This is a genomic window from Pseudomonas cimarronensis (genome assembly GCF_049331905.1).
Lineage (GTDB): Bacteria > Pseudomonadota > Gammaproteobacteria > Pseudomonadales > Pseudomonadaceae > Aquipseudomonas.
Window position 1 is genome coordinate 158,045 of sequence record NZ_CP186283.1, and the last position, 16,148, is coordinate 174,192.

Annotated in this window: 14 protein-coding genes; 3 read left to right on the top strand and 11 right to left on the bottom strand. The window is 62.5% G+C overall.

From position 1 onward, the window contains the following. Together ACOCLD_RS00710 and ACOCLD_RS00715 are read left to right on the top strand one after the other, a co-directional pair. A complete protein-coding gene (locus ACOCLD_RS00710) occupies nucleotides 1-834 on the top strand; it encodes an alpha/beta fold hydrolase (RefSeq protein ID WP_422910476.1) in 834 nt (277 codons plus the stop codon). Nucleotides 835-855: 21 nt separating this feature from the next. Next, complete coding sequence (locus ACOCLD_RS00715) at nucleotides 856-1,179, top strand: DUF2834 domain-containing protein (protein ID WP_422910477.1); 324 nt, start codon at nucleotides 856-858, stop codon at nucleotides 1,177-1,179. Here ACOCLD_RS00715 and ACOCLD_RS00720 read toward each other — a convergent pair whose 3' ends face one another. The 5 genes from ACOCLD_RS00720 to ACOCLD_RS00740 all read right to left on the bottom strand — a co-directional run bounded on the left by ACOCLD_RS00720 (nucleotide 1,180) and on the right by ACOCLD_RS00740 (nucleotide 7,505). After that, nucleotides 1,180-1,614 (bottom strand): CBS domain-containing protein, encoded by a 435-nt coding sequence (locus ACOCLD_RS00720; RefSeq protein ID WP_257779416.1) that lies wholly within the window; start codon nucleotides 1,612-1,614, stop codon nucleotides 1,180-1,182. It abuts the gene before it with no gap. A 157-nt stretch (nucleotides 1,615-1,771) separates the two neighbouring features. After that, complete coding sequence (gene creC / locus ACOCLD_RS00725; protein ID WP_422910478.1) at nucleotides 1,772-3,205, bottom strand: two-component system sensor histidine kinase CreC; 1,434 nt, start codon at nucleotides 3,203-3,205, stop codon at nucleotides 1,772-1,774. Then, nucleotides 3,205-3,891 carry a two-component system response regulator CreB gene (creB, locus tag ACOCLD_RS00730; protein ID WP_422910479.1) on the bottom strand — a complete coding sequence of 229 codons (687 nt, stop codon included), beginning with the start codon at nucleotides 3,889-3,891 and terminating at the stop codon, nucleotides 3,205-3,207. The genes creC and creB overlap by 1 nt, the downstream gene beginning before the upstream one ends. 185 nt (nucleotides 3,892-4,076) lie before the next feature. Beyond that, on the bottom strand, nucleotides 4,077-6,107 hold the full coding sequence (locus ACOCLD_RS00735; RefSeq protein WP_422910480.1) for a methyl-accepting chemotaxis protein: 2,031 nt from the start codon (nucleotides 6,105-6,107) through the stop codon (nucleotides 4,077-4,079). A 171-nt stretch (nucleotides 6,108-6,278) separates the two neighbouring features. After that, entirely contained in the window at nucleotides 6,279-7,505 is a 1,227-nt protein-coding gene (locus ACOCLD_RS00740; protein WP_422910481.1) for an HD-GYP domain-containing protein, read from the bottom strand. A 180-nt stretch (nucleotides 7,506-7,685) separates the two neighbouring features. Here ACOCLD_RS00740 and ACOCLD_RS00745 point away from each other — a divergent pair, with 180 nt between their 5' ends. Continuing rightward, complete coding sequence (locus tag ACOCLD_RS00745; RefSeq protein WP_422910482.1) at nucleotides 7,686-8,591, top strand: acyltransferase; 906 nt, start codon at nucleotides 7,686-7,688, stop codon at nucleotides 8,589-8,591. An 8-nt stretch (nucleotides 8,592-8,599) separates the two neighbouring features. Here the strand turns inward: ACOCLD_RS00745 and torT are convergent, their stop codons facing one another. The 6 genes from torT to ACOCLD_RS00775 form a co-directional block, all read right to left on the bottom strand. Further along, nucleotides 8,600-9,631 (bottom strand): TMAO reductase system periplasmic protein TorT, encoded by a 1,032-nt coding sequence (gene torT / locus ACOCLD_RS00750; protein ID WP_422910483.1) that lies wholly within the window; start codon nucleotides 9,629-9,631, stop codon nucleotides 8,600-8,602. Nucleotides 9,632-9,757: 126 nt separating this feature from the next. After that, a complete protein-coding gene (gene fdhA, locus ACOCLD_RS00755; RefSeq protein ID WP_422910484.1) occupies nucleotides 9,758-10,957 on the bottom strand; it encodes a formaldehyde dehydrogenase, glutathione-independent in 1,200 nt (399 codons plus the stop codon). A gap of 146 nt (nucleotides 10,958-11,103) precedes the next feature. Then, nucleotides 11,104-11,967, bottom strand: coding sequence for a formyltetrahydrofolate deformylase (gene purU, locus ACOCLD_RS00760; RefSeq protein ID WP_422910485.1), 864 nt, complete (start codon nucleotides 11,965-11,967; stop codon nucleotides 11,104-11,106). A gap of 200 nt (nucleotides 11,968-12,167) precedes the next feature. Beyond that, a complete protein-coding gene (locus tag ACOCLD_RS00765) occupies nucleotides 12,168-12,800 on the bottom strand; it encodes a sarcosine oxidase subunit gamma (protein ID WP_422910486.1) in 633 nt (210 codons plus the stop codon). Beyond that, entirely contained in the window at nucleotides 12,793-15,813 is a 3,021-nt protein-coding gene (locus ACOCLD_RS00770; protein WP_422910487.1) for a sarcosine oxidase subunit alpha, read from the bottom strand. Before ACOCLD_RS00770 ends, ACOCLD_RS00765 begins: the two co-directional genes overlap by 8 nt. Beyond that, complete coding sequence (locus ACOCLD_RS00775; protein WP_090379269.1) at nucleotides 15,810-16,136, bottom strand: sarcosine oxidase subunit delta; 327 nt, start codon at nucleotides 16,134-16,136, stop codon at nucleotides 15,810-15,812. The genes ACOCLD_RS00770 and ACOCLD_RS00775 overlap by 4 nt, the downstream gene beginning before the upstream one ends. Between the last annotated feature and the right edge of the window lie 12 nt (nucleotides 16,137-16,148).

Here is a 16,148-nt window from a genome sequence, read left to right on the forward strand (position 1 = left end):
ATGAGTCCCAAGCTATACGGCAGTCCTGAAGGGCGCCCGCTGTTCTATTTCCATGGTGTGCCGGGTGCAGCGGTCGAAGCGGCGATGCTGCATCAGGCAGCCCTGGCGCAGGGCATCAAGCTGCTGGTGGTGGCGCGCCACCTACCGCACGAACTCGACAGCGAGGACTACCTGCAACAGCTGGCGCAACAGGTCACGCAGCACGCTGCAGGTCAGCCGATTCATCTGCTTGGGTTCTCAATCGGCGCCTGCCTGGCCTTGCGCGTGGCCGCACGCCTGGGCACACAGGTAACTGCCGTTCACCTGCTCTCGGCCGCCGCACCTTGGGAAGTGGCCAGCAACCGCGTCGGCATGGGCGCCGGGCGTTATACCTTTACCTGGGCGCAGCATTCCCCAAGGTTCTTTCGCGCCTTTGCCAGCTACCAGGCGTTGCTGGCAAAGGTCAGTCCGCGCCTGCTGCTCAACCTGCTGTTCGCTGGCGCGGGCGGTAATGACCGCGAGCTTCTGCGCCAGAGCGCCACATTGGACTGGCTGAAAGCGATCCAGCGCGACTGCTTTCAGCACGGCATCGACAACTATGCACGGGATATCCGCCTGTATGTCGAGCCTTGGGCTGCGGAACTGCGTGACGTCACGGCGGCGGTCAACCTGTGGCATGGCGAGGCCGACAACTGGGCGCCGATTGCCATGCCCGCTTACCTAGAGCAGCAGTTACCGGTGGTCACCGCTTTTACCCGCTGCGCCGGCCAAGCCCATTACACCTGCCTGCTGGAAAACGCCGCAGCCGCCATGGCCTGCCTGTCCGCTAGCGCGCAGAACAATCTGCCCGAATAAAAACCACGCCAAGGATGGAACATGAACAAGCTCGCACTGCCGCTGATCACCCTGCTGACCTTCAGCACCTACACCCTCTATGTGATGCTGAATGCCGAACAATCGCTGCTGCAATTCGGCCTGCAACTGATGTCCAGTGCTGACACCGCTCAGGTGGTGATCGACCTGTATATCCTCGCGGCACTGGCCTGTGTATGGATGTACCGCGACGGCAAAGCGCGGGGCAAATCGCTGACCTACCTGCTGCCATTCTTCGCCCTGACGGCGATTTTCGTGTCGGTCGGGCCACTGCTCTATCTAGTGCTAAGGGCGCTGGGCAAGAACAGCACAGCGCCCTTAGCCTAGCTACTCACCGCGAATGTACTGTTCCAGCTGCTGGATCAGGCTGGCCTGTTCGGCGATGGTGTGTTTAACCAGGTCGCCGATGGACAGCAGACCAATCAACTCGCCTTCGGCCAATACCGGCAAATGCCGTAGATGGCGATCGGTCATCAGCTGCATGCAGTGCTGCGAAGTGTCACGCGGCCCGACAGTCAGGACATCTGCTGTCATAATTTCGCTGATCTTGGTGCTGAACGCCGAGCGCTGCAGCAGCTCGATCTTGCGTGCGTAGTCACGCTCACTGACGATGCCGACCAGGCGACCCTTGTCCAATACCACCAGCGCACCGATGCCTTTCTCGGCCAGCAATTTGACTGCGTCGAGCACCGTGGTATCCGGGCTGACGCTGTAGATCGCGGCATGTGGCTTGCCCCTGAGTATCTCGGCTACGGTTTTCATGCAATGACTCCATTCTGGTCTTGTTGGCAGTAAAGGTCGCACGGGGGTTGTTGCCATGAGCATAGCCAACCCGACAATCGGATCAGAGCATCTGCCTGGCGGTTACGCAACCTTGCATAGCCACAGGCCTCAGCAAGGAGCAGGCCAAGCGGCAGCGCTAACCACGGCTTGTCGCCGGCAGACGCAGGCGCACCTCTACCCCGCCAGTGACATTGCCGATATGCAGTTCGCCGCCATGCAGTTGCACCACCTCCTCGACAAAATTCAGCCCCAAACCGGTGCTCTTGCGTCCACTACCGGGGCGCGGCAAGGAATAGAACCGTTCACTCAAGCGCGCCAGGGCGTAATCCGGTATCGGCTCGCCCTGGTTGAACAGACGCAATTCGATCTGCTCGCCGACGCGCTCAGCCGTGAAACGCAGCGCCCCCTGCGGCGGGGTGAAATCCAGAGCATTGTCGAGCAGGTTGGCCAGTGCCTGGCGCAACAGAAAACGCTCACCACTGAGCGCGAGGCCGGCTTCAATCCTATTCTCGACCTGCAATGCTGCGGCTTCTATTCGCGCCATTTGCGCCTGTAGCAGCGACGCGACCAGCGCCTGTAACGGCACCGCGACCTGCTCCTCCAGCCCCTGACGCTGTTCGACCTGGGCCAGGTGCAGCAAACGTTCGATCAGTTGCTGCATACGCGCGCTTTCCTGCTCGATATTGGCGACAAAGCGCTGGCGCTGTTCAACGGGCATCTGGCCATCGAGCAATTCCGCCGCGCCGCGAATCGCCGCCAGCGGGCTTTTCAGCTCATGGGTCAGGGTGTGCACATAGCGTTCAACATAGGCCTTGCCTTCCAGCTCGGTGCGCATGCGTTCGATGGCTTCGGCCAGCTGCGCCAGCTCGCCACCGCGCACACTGGGCAGTTCAGCACGCTGCCCGGCGCTGACCGTTTGGGCGTAACGAGTCAATTTGCGCAGCGCGGCGCTGAGCCACCAGGACAGCAGCGCACCGATCAGCAGACCGAGCACGATCAGCCCGCCGCCAAGCCAGGCCAGGCGTTGCTCAGACCGTTCGATATAGGGCTGCAAGGTGCGATTGGGCTTGGCCACCGAGACCACGCCGATGATCTGCGCGCCGTCCATGATCGGCGCGGCCACATACATCACCGAGGAATCCGGATCATTCGGGTCTTCCTTGGTCGAGCGCGCACCGTACTCACCGCGCAGGGTGCGCAGTACATCGTTCCAGCGTGAATAGTCCTGGCCCACCGCCGCACCGCTGGAGTCGAGCAGGACGATACCCTTGGCGTCGGTGACATAGATGCGGTGGTTGACCTGAGTCTTCTCCACGCCCCAGATCTGCGCCTGCGGTTGGCGCTGACCGTAGGCTTGCAGCAACGCGGGCAGGCGGCTCTGCTGCAGGCGACCGGCCTTGACCTCGTCACGCAGAATCTCGGCCAGCAGGTTGGCCGTGTCGACCAGGGTTTCCTCGGTGCTCTGGCGTACGCCCGGGCGGATTTCGTCCATCACCGTGCTCAGGACAAACCAGCCGGCCAGGCCAACAAACAGGAAGTACACCAGGAAGATGCGTATTCCCAAGGGCATCAGGCGTGCCTCGGCGAATAGCTGTAACCCAGACCTCGATGGGTCTGGATCGGCTCAGCCGCAGCGGCCACCTGACGCAGCTTGGCGCGCAGGCTTTTGATATGGCTGTCGATAGTGCGCTCGTAACCGACATCGGCGGCCACGCCCAGGCCGTCGAGCAACTGCTCGCGGGAGAACACCCGCTCCGGCTGTGCCAGCAGGCTTTGCAGCAGGCGGAATTCGTGTCGAGTCAGGCTCAACAACTGGCCGTGATAGTGGATCTGTACCCGCTCGTGATCCACCTGAAACGGCCCCTGAGCCGTCGCCACAGCAGCAGCTTCACGCGGGGCCATGCGTTTGAGAATGGCCTTGACCCGTGCGGCCACTTCACGCGGACTGAAGGGTTTGACCACGTAATCGTCGGCGCCGATTTCCAGCCCCACCACGCGGTCGATTTCCTCGCTGCGCGCGGTAAGAAAGATCACCGGCACCTCGGAAAAGCGCCGCAGGCGCTTGCAGGCCTCGAAGCCGCTGATATCCGGCAGGCCGACATCGAGAATCAGCAGATCAGCGGGATTACGCTGCTGTTCGACCAAGGCCTGCTCGGCCAGGCTTAGCCAGGTGGTGGTAAAACCTTCGCTCTGCAGGGCGAAGATCAGGGTGTCGGCGATCGCGGCTTCGTCTTCGACAATCAGAATATGCGGCATTGGCGTCCTGCTCGTGGCAACTCGGCGGGGAGCCTGCGGCAGGCCGCTGCCAGCGTCAAGCATGCCGCTGGTGCAGCTCGACGCGTAGGTTGGCGTTGAGCGCAGCGAAGCCCAACAGGTGGCGGCCATATCGTTGGGCTTCGCCGCTGCGCGACTCAACCCAACCTGCAGATAGCCACGAGCCGTCAGTCGAGTTTGAAGCGCGCGGTATTTTGCTCCAGCACCTGACTGCCCTGACGCAACTGTTCGGCGGCATTGCTCACGGCCTGCGCGCCTTCCAGCAAGGTGCTGGCCGCGTGATCGACCTGCTGGATATTGCCGCTGACTTCATCGGCGGTGGCGGCCTGTTGCTCGGCAGCAGTGGCAATCTGCGCCAGACGATCAGTCACCAGCTGCACCGACTCGACGATGGCATTGAGGTCTTCGCCCATGGCCAGCACGCTGCCGACATCGCCTTCGGCCTGGCGCACGGCGTCTTCCATCTGCGTCACCGACTGGCCGACCACGCGGTGCAGGTTGGCCACGGTTTCAGCAATTTCCGCCGTGGAGTTCTGCGTGCGTTGCGACAGCGAACGCACCTCATCGGCGACCACGGCAAAGCCGCGCCCCTGATCACCGGCACGCGCTGCTTCGATGGCGGCGTTGAGCGCGAGCAGGTTGGTCTGTTCGGCGATGCCCTTGATCACATCCACCACGCGGGTGATCTGCTCGGTCTGGCCACGCAGCTGCTGCAGCGTGCTGGCGCTATCGCCCAGGCGGCTGCTGAGCTGACGCATGCTCTGACTGGTGCGCGCACTGCGCTGGTTGCTCTGGCTGGCAATCTCGCGGGTCTGGCTGGCTTCCATGGCGGCCTGCTCGCAACTCTGCGCCACGCTTTGCGCGGTCGACGCCATTTCGGTGGCGGCGGCGGCAATCTGGCTCATCTGCGCCTGTTGCTGCTCCACCGATTCCAGGGCATTGCGTGCTTCACCATTGAGCAGCTGCACGGTGCCACCCAGTTGCTGGCTCTGCTGGTTGACCACCTGCATGGAGTCGCGCAGCTGGCCAACAGCTGTATTCAGCGCCATGGCAATACTCGCCAGGTCGTCGTCACCATGCACCTGCATGCGCACGCGCAAGTCGCCATCGCGCAGACCTTCGGCAGCCTCAATGATCCCGGCGGTGCTGCGGCGAATCGAGGCGTTAAGGCAGAACAACACATACAGCGCCAGCAGGGTCAGCAGGCTGAACACGCCGATCGACTGGATCATTGCCTGCAATGCATCCTGCCGGTACTCACCCAGGCTGGCGGCGAATTGCTGGTAGAGCGCGCGCTGCAAACCCAGCAGCTGCCCTTCCAACTGCGCCACGCGTTGCACAAACTGCTCCGGGGTCAGGCTCATGGGGCTGGCTTCGAACATGTCGCGATCAATGCCCGCCAGAAAGGCTTCGTAACCTTGCAGTGCCTCCTCATAGGGCCCTTGTAACTGGCGCATGGCACGCGGGGCTTCAAGCCCGAGGGTCGACTGCGCCTTAAGCAACTGGCTGCGCGACTCATCCAGATTGCGCCGCAGATCGCGAATCGCCACCCGGCTCTGCAGGGTGAAATGCTGCGACACCACCGCGCCATAGCCCTGGCTGGCAAAACTGCCCAGCTGTTCAAGCAAGCGCGGCAAGGTGTAAGTCAACTGCTCCATCATCAGGTAGGTGTCGAGCTGCGGATCGAGGATCAAACCGCTGTCGGTGGCCACCTGCTCACGCAGGGCGAGCAGGCTCAGCAGATTCTTTTGGTAACGTTCGAGGGCATCAGGCAGGGCTAGTTTGCCCAGCGACTCGACACTGAGTTGATCACTGCCGGCCAGCAGGCTCTGCAGATGCTGGCGCGCCTGGTCACCAAACAGCGGTGACTTGAGCGGTGCTTCGAGCCCCTGCAGGACGCTGCCAAGCTCATCCGCACGCTCACGCAGCAGGCCTTCGGCCGCCTTCTCGGTGCCCTTCCAGCGTGACAGCAGGGTACGTTGCTCGATCAACGCCTGCTGCACATCGGCCATGCCTTGCAAGGCGCTGAGCCCCTCCAGCTCATGGTCGATGGACGTGAGTCGGGCCAGATAATTGCTGCTGATCACCCACAAGGAAAAACCCAATGGCAGGGCAAACAGAATAAATACCAGCTGAAACTTGCGTGCGAAGCTGAATCGTTCAAGCAGCCGCACACCCGGTTTGAGTACTCCAGTCATACACACCTCAACCTGTGGGGCGCGCCCACGGCGGGGCGCACCAAAGCAAAACTTGAAGCAAGAAGCACGCCCGAGCAGCGAGCCTGCCGACGCTAATGTGTAAAGAGCATAGATGAGCCAACGGGCCACGACCTGTTAGCCCGTCGGCCCTTGCACAAGCGCGGAGAAAACCTAGCGGGAAATACCGCTCCAGAGTTCCTCGACATTGCGAAAGCCCCACTCTTCGGCAGACTCACGGGCGACGATCTTGTCGCGCCCCGCCAGTTTGCTCAGGTCGAGGACTTCCTGTGGAATCGGGGTTTTCGACTTGGCCGAGAAGAATACTTTCACTCTGGGGGCCAGCAGGGACTTGGCCTGCTGCTCCATGACCACACCGATACGCCCGCTCTCCAGGCGCACCAGCGAACCCACCGGGTAGATGCCCACGGTTTTGACAAAGGCCTGGAATATCACGGGGTCAAAATGGCCCTTCCATTCGGCCATCTTGCGGATCGACTCGGCCGGGTCCCAGCCGCGCTTGTATGGGCGATCCGAGGTAATCGCGTCATACACGTCACACACCGCCCCCATGCGCGCATACAGGCTGATCTGCTCACCCTCCAGGCGATGCGGGTAGCCCGTACCATCCATCTTTTCGTGGTGATGCAGGCACACATCCAGCACCAGCGCGCTGACCTGCTTGCTTTCCAGCAACATGCGCGAGCCGGCTTCGGGGTGATTGCGCACGCTGGCGAATTCGTTGTCGGTGAGCTTGCCGGGCTTGTTCAGTACCTCATTGGGAATTGCCATTTTGCCAATGTCATGCAGCAGCCCGGCCAGCCCGGCTTCACGCACCTGGGCTTCATTGAGGTCCAGCTGGCGCGCCAGGGCAATCATCAGGGCGCAGACCGCCACCGAATGCATATAGGTGTATTCATCGGCATTTTTCAGCCGCGCCAGGCTGATCAAGGCATTGGGGTGACGCATGATCGAATCGGAGATTTCCTCGACCAACTCGCCGGCCTGCTCGAACTGCAACGCCTGGCCCATGCGCGCATCGGCAAACATGCTGACTACCGCCGCCTTGGAGCGCTCGCAGAGCTTGGCCGCGCGCTGCACCTCATCGTCCATCGACACCGCCAGGCTGACAGGCGGGCTCTGCACAGCAGCCAGCAGACTGGCTTCCGCTTCTGCTGCGACTTCTTCGGGAGTGACACTGACGGTGCCGACCTCGACATCCAGGCCCTTGCTGACATCGATCCACAGTTCACCGATGCTGCTGGCCTGGATTCGCTGCAGGTCTTTTTCAGACTTGAGGAGAAACTTGGATTTCCAGAACGGGTGGTCCATCCATGCGCCACAAAACTCGTGGATAAACATACCGACACGCACGTCGGATACAGCGATGCACTTCAACATGGATTGCACTCAAAAGAGGACAAAAACCGGGGACTGTCATCAGCATAGATGACCTTACGACTTGTATTGTCTGCCTGCCGCCAAGCTAATGGCAATAGGACATCGGTCCAGGGCAAACGGCTTGGAAGCCTTGTCACGACTGCTTATCATTGCCGCACCCGCGCGCCACAAGGAGCTGCCATGCGCCGCCTGTTAACCGGCCTCAGCGTCATCGTTCTGCTGTTGCTCAATACGCTGATTCTGATCGGCCCGCTGCTGCTGATCGCCCTAGGCAAATTCGTTCTGCCGGGCAAGGCCCTGAAAACCGCCAGCTCGCGCGGAGTGATGTGGGTGGCGGAAAGCTGGGCGGAAATCAACAAGCTGATTTTTGCCAGCCTGCTGCCGGTGCACTGGGACATTCGCGGCAATGCTGACCTGCGCCAGAGCACCTCCTACCTGGTCATCAGCAACCACCAGTCGTGGGTCGATATTCCGGCGCTGGTGCAGGCCTTCAACCGCAAGACGCCGTACTTCAAGTTCTTCCTCAAACAGGAGCTGATCTGGGTGCCGTTCCTCGGCCTGGCGTTCTGGGCGCTGGATTACCCCTTTATGAAGCGCTATTCCAAAGCGTTTCTCGCCAAACACCCGCACATGCAGGGCAAGGACCTGGAAATCACCAAACAGGCCTGCGAGAAGTTCAAGGACCTGCCGGTGACCGTGGTCAACTACCTCGAAGGCACCCGTTTCACCCCGGCCAAGCAGGCGCAACAGGGTTCGCCCTTCCAGTACCTGCTCAAGCCCAAGGCCGGCGGCGTGGCCTTTGTGCTGGCGGCACTGGGAGAGCAGCTGGATAAAGTGCTGGACGTGACCCTGGTCTACCCCGGCGCGCGCATTCCCGGTTTCTGGGCATTGATCAGCGGTCAGGTGGACAAAGTGATCGTCGATATCCAGACCCGCGAGCTGGACCCTGCACTGTGGCAGGGCGATTACGAGAACGATCCGGTGTTCCGCCAGTTTGTGCAGAACTGGGTGACCAGCCTCTGGGAAGACAAGGATGCGCGGATTGCGCAGATTCGCGCCGAGCTGAACCGCTCAACGCACGCGTGACCACCCTGTTACTGCGGCAGGTCGCGGCGGATCATCCAGTGCTCCGGCGGCGGCATCAGGCGGCTGATGTCGAACTGCGGCAGGCTGGCCTGATCGAGCATCTGGATCATCGGGCTGACCTGCCGCGCATGCGGCTGATCTTCCAGCACACGCACGGCCAGATCGACCGCGATGCGCGCCTGCAAAACCGGTGAGTCGGTGGGCGCGGCAACAATAAAGCCGTCGCGAATCTGCTCGATAATCCGCTCAGTGGTGTAGGTGGCCAGTACCTGCGCCCGGTAGTTCTGCCCGGAGGTCTGCACCAGCTGGGCGGCAAAACCGGCCGCCTCGGCGTTACCCAACAAGTAGTCGAGGTGCGGATGCTGCCTGAGCAGCTCGCGCACCAATTGCGCCTGACTGGCGCGATCCACCGGGGCATAGCCAGCATGTTCCACGCGCATACGCCCGGCCTGCTGCGCCTCACGCAGCGCCCGCTCCAGATCCTCGACCCAGCCCGCCCCTTGCGGCCCCGGCAACCAGCCCAGACTGTATGGCCCGGCAGGGCGATGCTGTTCGATATAGCCCTGCACCGCACGCAACATGTCGGCAAAGTCCACATTCGAATTGGCACTCAAACCGGGGCAATCGTTGCCGTTCACCAGTTCCACCACCGGTTTATCCTGCTCGACCAGGGTGGCGATGGCGCCGCAGAGCGCCTGAGCGTTGATCGCGGCAATGATGTAGGCATCCGCATCCAGTTGCCGGCACTGCTCGAGCTGCTGCGCCTGCACCTGCGGATTTTCATAGCCACCGGCTTCATAGATACCGAGGCGAACGCCTTGGCGGGTGGCCTCTTCATCCAGGCCCCAGGCCACGCCCCACCAGTAGCGGTCTTTGCCATGGGGCAACAAGGCACAGATTCGCCAGGGTTTGGCGGCTTTTGGCAGGGGCTGATAGAGCTGGGTGCGGCCATCGGCCTGAACTTCGACTGGGAACCAGTCAGCCGCCGACACCAGGCCTGTAGTGCACAACAAACTGAGGGTTAAAACGATTACCCGCATGAAATCCGACCCTGGAAAGTGCGCACTGAACAGCGGTGCCGTGCACTTACTTTAGCCACTTTTGCGGGCACAACGCGACAGCCAGAAGGCGGACACCTGCGTGCCCGCCCAGATGCCTCATGGCTGTCAGGCGGCGCTGAACAGCTTGTGCGGATCAATCACAAACTTCTTCGGCACACCGGCATCGAACTCGCCGTAACCACGCGGCGCGTCGTCCAGACTGATCACCTGCACACCCACCACTTCAGCGATATTGATGCGGTCCCACATGATCGCCTGCATCAGCTGACGGTTGTACTTCATCACCGGGGTCTGGCCGGTGTGGAAGCTGTGGGATTTGGCCCAGCCGAGGCCGAAGCGGATGCTCAGGCTGCCGATCTTCGCCGCCGCGTCCACCGCGCCCGGGTCTTCGGTGACATACAGCCCGGGAATACCGATCTTGCCGGCTACACGCACCACGCCCATCAGCGAGTTGAGCACCGTGGCCGGCGCTTCGTGCTGAACGCCTGCGTGACCATGGCCACGGGCCTCGAAGCCCACCGCGTCGACGGCGCAATCAACTTCCGGCTCGCCCAGGAGCGCAGCAATCTGCTCGTGCAGCGGGGTGTCCTGGGAAAGGTCGGCAATCTCGAAACCCTGAGCCTTGGCATGGGCCAGACGCACCGGGTTGACGTCACCGACGATCACCACCGCAGCGCCGAGCAAACGCGCCGAGGCGGCGGCCGCCAGACCCACCGGGCCGGCCCCGGCGATATACACGCTGCTGCCCGGCCCCACTCCAGCAGTCACAGCCCCGTGATAACCGGTGGGCAGGATGTCGGAGAGGCAGGTCAGGTCGCGGATCTTCTCCATGGCCTTGTCGCGATCCGGCAGTTTCAGCAGGTTGAAGTCAGCGTAAGGCACCAGCACATACTCGGCCTGGCCGCCGGTCCAGTCGCCCATGTCGACATAGCCGTAGGCACCGCCGGCACGCGCCGGGTTGACCGTCAGGCACACGCCGGTGTGCATTTCCTTGCAGCTGCGGCAGCGCCCGCAGGCAACGTTGAACGGCACCGAGACCAGATCACCGATCTTCAGGTGCTCCACGTCGCTGCCCTTTTCGATCACCTCACCGGTGATCTCATGGCCCAGCACCAGGCCGACCTGAGCGGTGGTACGGCCGCGCACCATATGCTGGTCGGAGCCGCAGATATTGGTAGAGACCACACGCAGGATGACCCCGTGTTCGATCTTGCGACCGCGCGGGTCCTGCATTTTCGGATAGTCGATTTTCTGCACTTCGACCTTGCCAGCGCCGAGATAGACGACGCCACGATTACCAGACATACGTATTTCTCCTTTCTTGTTGTGAATACAAAGGCGCGGCCAACGGTCGCGCGGCCTTGTACTGGAGCGTTTGAGTCTGTTGCCGGGTGGGCCGAGGGTTTGGCAGTCGGTGATCCACCCGTAGCGGGAATTTCCAGCGCTGTGGCTTAGGCGTGCAGCACCACCGTGCGACCGTCATTGAGGAAGACGCGGCGTTCAAGGTGATAGCCGATGGCCTTGGCCAGGGTCTGGCACTCGATATCGCGGCCCTTGGCGATCAGGTCTTCGGGGTAGTGGGCATGGTCCACCGGCTCTACGCCCTGGGTAATGATCGGCCCCTCGTCGAGGTCGTTGTTGATGTAATGCGCGGTGGCGCCGACCAGCTTGACGCCCTTCTCGTAGGCCTGGTGATAGGGTTTGGCGCCCTTGAAACCGGGCAGCAGCGAGTGGTGAATATTGATCGCCCAGCCATCCAGCTTGCGGCACAGCTCGGGCGACAGCACCTGCATATAGCGGGCGAGCACCACCAGTTCGGCACCGCTGTCCTCGATCACCTGCAGCACCTTGCGCTCCTGCGCCGGTTTGTCTGCCGGGTCGAGCGGGAAGTGGTAGTAGGGGATGTCGTGCCAACGTGCCAGCGGTTCCAGATCCGGGTGGTTGGACACCACCGCCACCACATCCATGGTCAGGTGGCCGATACGCTGGCGATACAGGAGGTCGTTGAGGCAGTGATCAGCCTTGCTGACCATCAGCACCACCTTGGCGCGGTAGCCCGGCGGGGTCAGTTCGACCTGCATGCCGAAGACGCTCAAGCGCTCGTTCAGACCAGCGCGAAAGGCCTGCTCGTCAAAGTCATCCGGCTGGCGAAATTCCACACGGATAAAGAAGCGCGCCGACAGTCGATCATCGAAGGAATGGTGCTCGGTGACGTAGCAGCGCTGCTCGAACAGAAAGCGCGTCACCGCATCCACCGTACCGAGCACGCTCGGACAGTGGGCAGTGAGAATCCAGGTATCGGGGGTGCGGCTCATGGTCAGTACCTCGGTGGAACTCGTGGGAGGGGCTTTAGCCGCGACAGGCGTTGGTCACGGGTAAAGTCGCGGCTAAAGCCCCTCCCACAAGATGTGTGTTGGCGTCAGTTGAGTAGGGTGGATGACGCTTCACCCATCCACCATTTCTGCCCCACGGCGGACGAGAAAAGCGTCGTCCACCCTACTTTCTCCCACGCTCGTCAGGCCTCGACCGCCAACCCATACTCGGCACTGGCGTCCTGCAGCCACAGCCAGAAGTAGTCGGAGAAGCTGCGGCGGATCAGCAGTTCCCAGGTGTCTTCGCCAGTGTGACGGATCACCAGTTGCGACTTGGCGAAGTGGGTACCCACGGCCTTGCCCACCGGGAAGTTGCTTGGGTGCACGTCGTAGCTGGTGGACTTCATCAGCACTTCGCGCACCTTCGGCCCGCTCAGTTCCAGCAGGGTTTGCCCGCCGCTGACGTTGACGATTGAGATGTGCTGGCCATCCAGCGCTTCACGCAGTTTCTGCTCGACCGCGAACTCGCTACCGCTCGGCACAATCAGCAGCCACTCATCCGGCGCCAGCCATTGCAGCGAGGTGTCGCCGGCCGCCACCAAAGTCAGCGCCACCGGCAGCTCCAGGCCCAGGGCCTTGTGCACACCACCGGCAAACGCCGGGTCCTTGGCGTCGCCACGCAGGGTCAGGTGCCCGAGCAGCTTCTTCTCGCGCACCGTCACCCCGGCACTGGCCGAGCCTTTACCCGCCAGCTGTTCAAGGCCGGCATGGAACAGTGGCGACTCGGCATGTGCCGCAGCCGGGCGTTGCTGATAAACGTTGATCAAATTAGACATTCTGGCGATCCCCTTTCGGGTCATAGAACACGGAGCTGACGATTTCGGCTTCGATCAGGCTGCCATCGGCCAGCGGTGCGAACACCCGCTCACCCATGCGTTTGAGGCCGCCCTTGACCACGCCCATGGCGAAGGAATAACCCAGCGCCGCGCTCATGTAGCTGGAGGTGACGTGGCCGACCATCTGCATCGGGATGCTCTGTTTCGGGTCGAACACCAGTTGCGCGCCTTCCGGCAGCACCTTGTTGGGATCGACGGGTTTGAGCCCGACCAATTGTTTGCGGTCTTCGCGCAGGCTGTCTTCGCGGTTCATGCCGCGCCAGCCGATCCACGAGAACGGTTTGGTGCGGCCGACACACCAGCCCATGTTGAGGTCGTCCGGGGTGACCGAACCGTCGGTGTCCTGGCCGACGATGATGAAGCCCTTCTCGGCGCGCAGCACGTGCATGGTCTCGGTGCCGTAAGGCGTCAGGCCATGCTTCTTGCCGGCTTCGATGATCTTTTCCCACACGCCCAGGGCGTAGTCGGCCTGCACGTTGACTTCGTAGCTCAGCTCGCCGGTGAAGGAGATGCGGAACACCCGCGCCGGCACACCGCCGACCAGGCCTTCCTTCCAGGTCATAAAGGGGAAGGCATCATTGTCCAGATCGATGTCGGTGACCTCGGCCAGCAGCTTGCGGCTGTTTGGGCCGGACAGGGTCATGGTCGCCCAGTGGTCGGTGACCGAAGTGAAGTACACCTTCAGCTCCGGCCACTCGGTCTGGTGGTAAATCTCCAGCCATTCCATCACCCGCGCGGCACCGCCGGTGGTGGTGGTCATCAGGAAGTGGTTGTCAGCCAGGCAGGCGGTCACACCGTCGTCGAAAACCATGCCGTCTTCCTTGCACATCAGGCCGTAGCGCGCCTTGCCCACATCCAGCTTGGTCCAGGCGTTGGTGTAGACGCGGTTGAGAAACTCGCGGGCATCCGGGCCTTGAATATCGATCTTGCCCAGCGTCGAGGCATCGAGAATGCCGACCGCGTTGCGCACGGCCAGGCACTCACGGGCTACGGCGGCGTGCAGGTCTTCACCGGCTTTAGGGAAGTACCACGGGCGCTTCCACTGACCCACGTCCTCGAACTCGGCACCGTTTTGCAGGTGCCAGCTTTGCATCGCGGTGTAACGCTTGGGCTCGAACAGCGCGCCACAGTGACGACCCGCCACCGCCCCGAAGGTCACCGGCGTGTAGTTCGGGCGGAACATGGTAGTACCCATCTGCGGGATGCTGATGCCCAGCGAACGGGCAGCAATCGCCAGACCGTTGATATTGCCCAGCTTGCCCTGATCGGTGCCGAAGCCCAGGGCGGTGTAGCGCTTGACGTGCTCGACCGACTCAAAGCCTTCACGCGTCGCCAGCTCGATACCGGCAGCGGTGACGTCGTTCTGCAGGTCGACAAACTGCTTGGGCGCACGCGCCGTTGGCTTGTCATGCGGCACCTGGAACAGCGCCAGGGACGGCTCTTCCATGCGCACAGCGACCTGCGGCAGGCTGGCGGAGACCGCCTTGAAACCGGCTTCGGCAGCCGCCGACACACCCGCCTCGAAACCATCGGCCAGGGCATCACCCAGGCTGAACACACCGTTCACTGCACCGGCGCACAGACGCTTCTGGAAGCCGCCCTCGCCCGGCACAAAGGCCAGAATATCTTCCCGCCAGGTCGGCTTACCGCCCAGGTGCGAGGCCAGGTGTACCACCGGGCTGTAACCGCCGGAGCTGACGATCAGATCGCAGTCGAGCACTTCGCCCGGGCTGCTGACCTTATGGCTCTGCACATCGATGGCGCAGATGCGCGCAGCACTGACACGCTTGCTGCCAGCGGCTTCCACCACGGCGCTGCCGGTGAGGATGCGCACGCCACGCTTGCGCGCTTCTTCCACCCAGCTGCCGCGCGGGTTGCTGCGGGCATCAGCCACCGCCACCACTTGCAGGCCGGCATCCAGCCAGTCGAGCACCACGCGGTAGGCGTAATCGTTGTTAGTCGACAGCACCAGCTGCTTGCCCGGCGCCACGCCATAACGGCGCACGTAGGTGGACACCGCATCGGCAAGCATATTGCCCGGTATGTCGTTGTTGGCGTACACCAGCGGCCGCTCGTGGGCGCCGGTGGCCAGCACTACACGCGTGGCGCGGACGCGGTGCATACGCTGACGCACCATCCCTATCGGCGCGACTTCACCGAGGTGATCGGTCAGGCGCTGGTGAATGGTGAGGAAGTTGTGGTCGTGGTAGCCGTTGACCGTGGAGCGCGGCAACAGGGTGACTTCAGGCATGCCGGACAGCTCGGCAATCACCTGCGCGGCCCAGTCGGCGGCCGGTTTGCCATCGAGGGTTTCGCGGGTGCTGAGCAGGCTGCCGCCGAACTCTTCCTGCTCATCGGCGAGAATTACCCGCGCCCCGCTGCGCGCAGCCGCCAGGGCTGCGGCCAGGCCTGCCGGGCCGGCACCGACCACCAGCACGTCGCAATGCTGGTTCATGTAGTCGTAGCTGTCCGGGTCCACGGCGGTCGGCGCACGACCAAGCCCTGCGGCCTTGCGGATGTATTTTTCGTAGGTCAGCCAGAGGTTCTGCGGGTACATAAAGGTCTTGTAGTAGAACCCCGGCGGCATCATCTTGCCGCCGACCTTGCCGAGAATGCCCATCAGGTCGGTATTGACGCTCGGCCAGCCATTGGTGCTGCTGGCGACCAGGCCGGCATACAGCGCCTGCTGGGTGGCACGCACGTTGGGGATTTGCGCCGCTTCGCTGCTGCCGATCTGCAGCACGGCGTTCGGCTCTTCCGCGCCCGCCGCAACGATGCCGCGCGGCCGCGAATACTTGAAGCTGCGCCCGACGATATCCACGCCATTGGCCAGCAAGGCGGCGGCCAGGGTGTCACCGGCAAAGCCTTGATAGCTCTGCCCGTTGAAGCTGAATGTCAGGGGCTGGCTGCGGTTAACGCGGCCGCCAGTAGCAAGACGATTGACCTGGCTCATGCCGTTACTCCTTGGTCGATGGCCTTTTTCTCGGCAGTGCCGGCAGCGGTGACGCTGGGCTTCTCGCCGATCTTGTAGGTTTCGAGAATTTCGTAAGTCACCGTGTGACGGGTGGCGTTGAAGTACTTGCGGCAACCGGCCGAATGCACCCACAGCTCGTGGTGGATACCGCGCGGGTTATCGCGGAAGAACAGGTATTCGCCCCACTCGGCATCGGTGCAGGCAGCCGGATCCAGCGGGCGCGGAATATGCGCCTGGCCCTTGGCGTGGAATTCCTCTTCGGAGCGCAGTTCGCCGCAGTGAGGGCAGAAGATATGCAACATGGGTAAGCCCTC

Coding starts and splice junctions, on each gene's coding strand:
- ACOCLD_RS00710 (WP_422910476.1), top strand. CDS start 1: ATGAGTCCCAAGCTATACGGCAGTCCTGAAGGGCGCCCGCTGTTCTAT.
- ACOCLD_RS00715 (WP_422910477.1), top strand. CDS start 856: ATGAACAAGCTCGCACTGCCGCTGATCACCCTGCTGACCTTCAGCACC.
- ACOCLD_RS00720 (WP_257779416.1), bottom strand. CDS start 1,614: ATGAAAACCGTAGCCGAGATACTCAGGGGCAAGCCACATGCCGCGATC.
- creC (WP_422910478.1), bottom strand. CDS start 3,205: ATGCCCTTGGGAATACGCATCTTCCTGGTGTACTTCCTGTTTGTTGGC.
- creB (WP_422910479.1), bottom strand. CDS start 3,891: ATGCCGCATATTCTGATTGTCGAAGACGAAGCCGCGATCGCCGACACC.
- ACOCLD_RS00735 (WP_422910480.1), bottom strand. CDS start 6,107: ATGACTGGAGTACTCAAACCGGGTGTGCGGCTGCTTGAACGATTCAGC.
- ACOCLD_RS00740 (WP_422910481.1), bottom strand. CDS start 7,505: ATGTTGAAGTGCATCGCTGTATCCGACGTGCGTGTCGGTATGTTTATC.
- ACOCLD_RS00745 (WP_422910482.1), top strand. CDS start 7,686: ATGCGCCGCCTGTTAACCGGCCTCAGCGTCATCGTTCTGCTGTTGCTC.
- torT (WP_422910483.1), bottom strand. CDS start 9,631: ATGCGGGTAATCGTTTTAACCCTCAGTTTGTTGTGCACTACAGGCCTG.
- fdhA (WP_422910484.1), bottom strand. CDS start 10,957: ATGTCTGGTAATCGTGGCGTCGTCTATCTCGGCGCTGGCAAGGTCGAA.
- purU (WP_422910485.1), bottom strand. CDS start 11,967: ATGAGCCGCACCCCCGATACCTGGATTCTCACTGCCCACTGTCCGAGC.
- ACOCLD_RS00765 (WP_422910486.1), bottom strand. CDS start 12,800: ATGTCTAATTTGATCAACGTTTATCAGCAACGCCCGGCTGCGGCACAT.
- ACOCLD_RS00770 (WP_422910487.1), bottom strand. CDS start 15,813: ATGAGCCAGGTCAATCGTCTTGCTACTGGCGGCCGCGTTAACCGCAGC.
- ACOCLD_RS00775 (WP_090379269.1), bottom strand. CDS start 16,136: ATGTTGCATATCTTCTGCCCTCACTGCGGCGAACTGCGCTCCGAAGAG.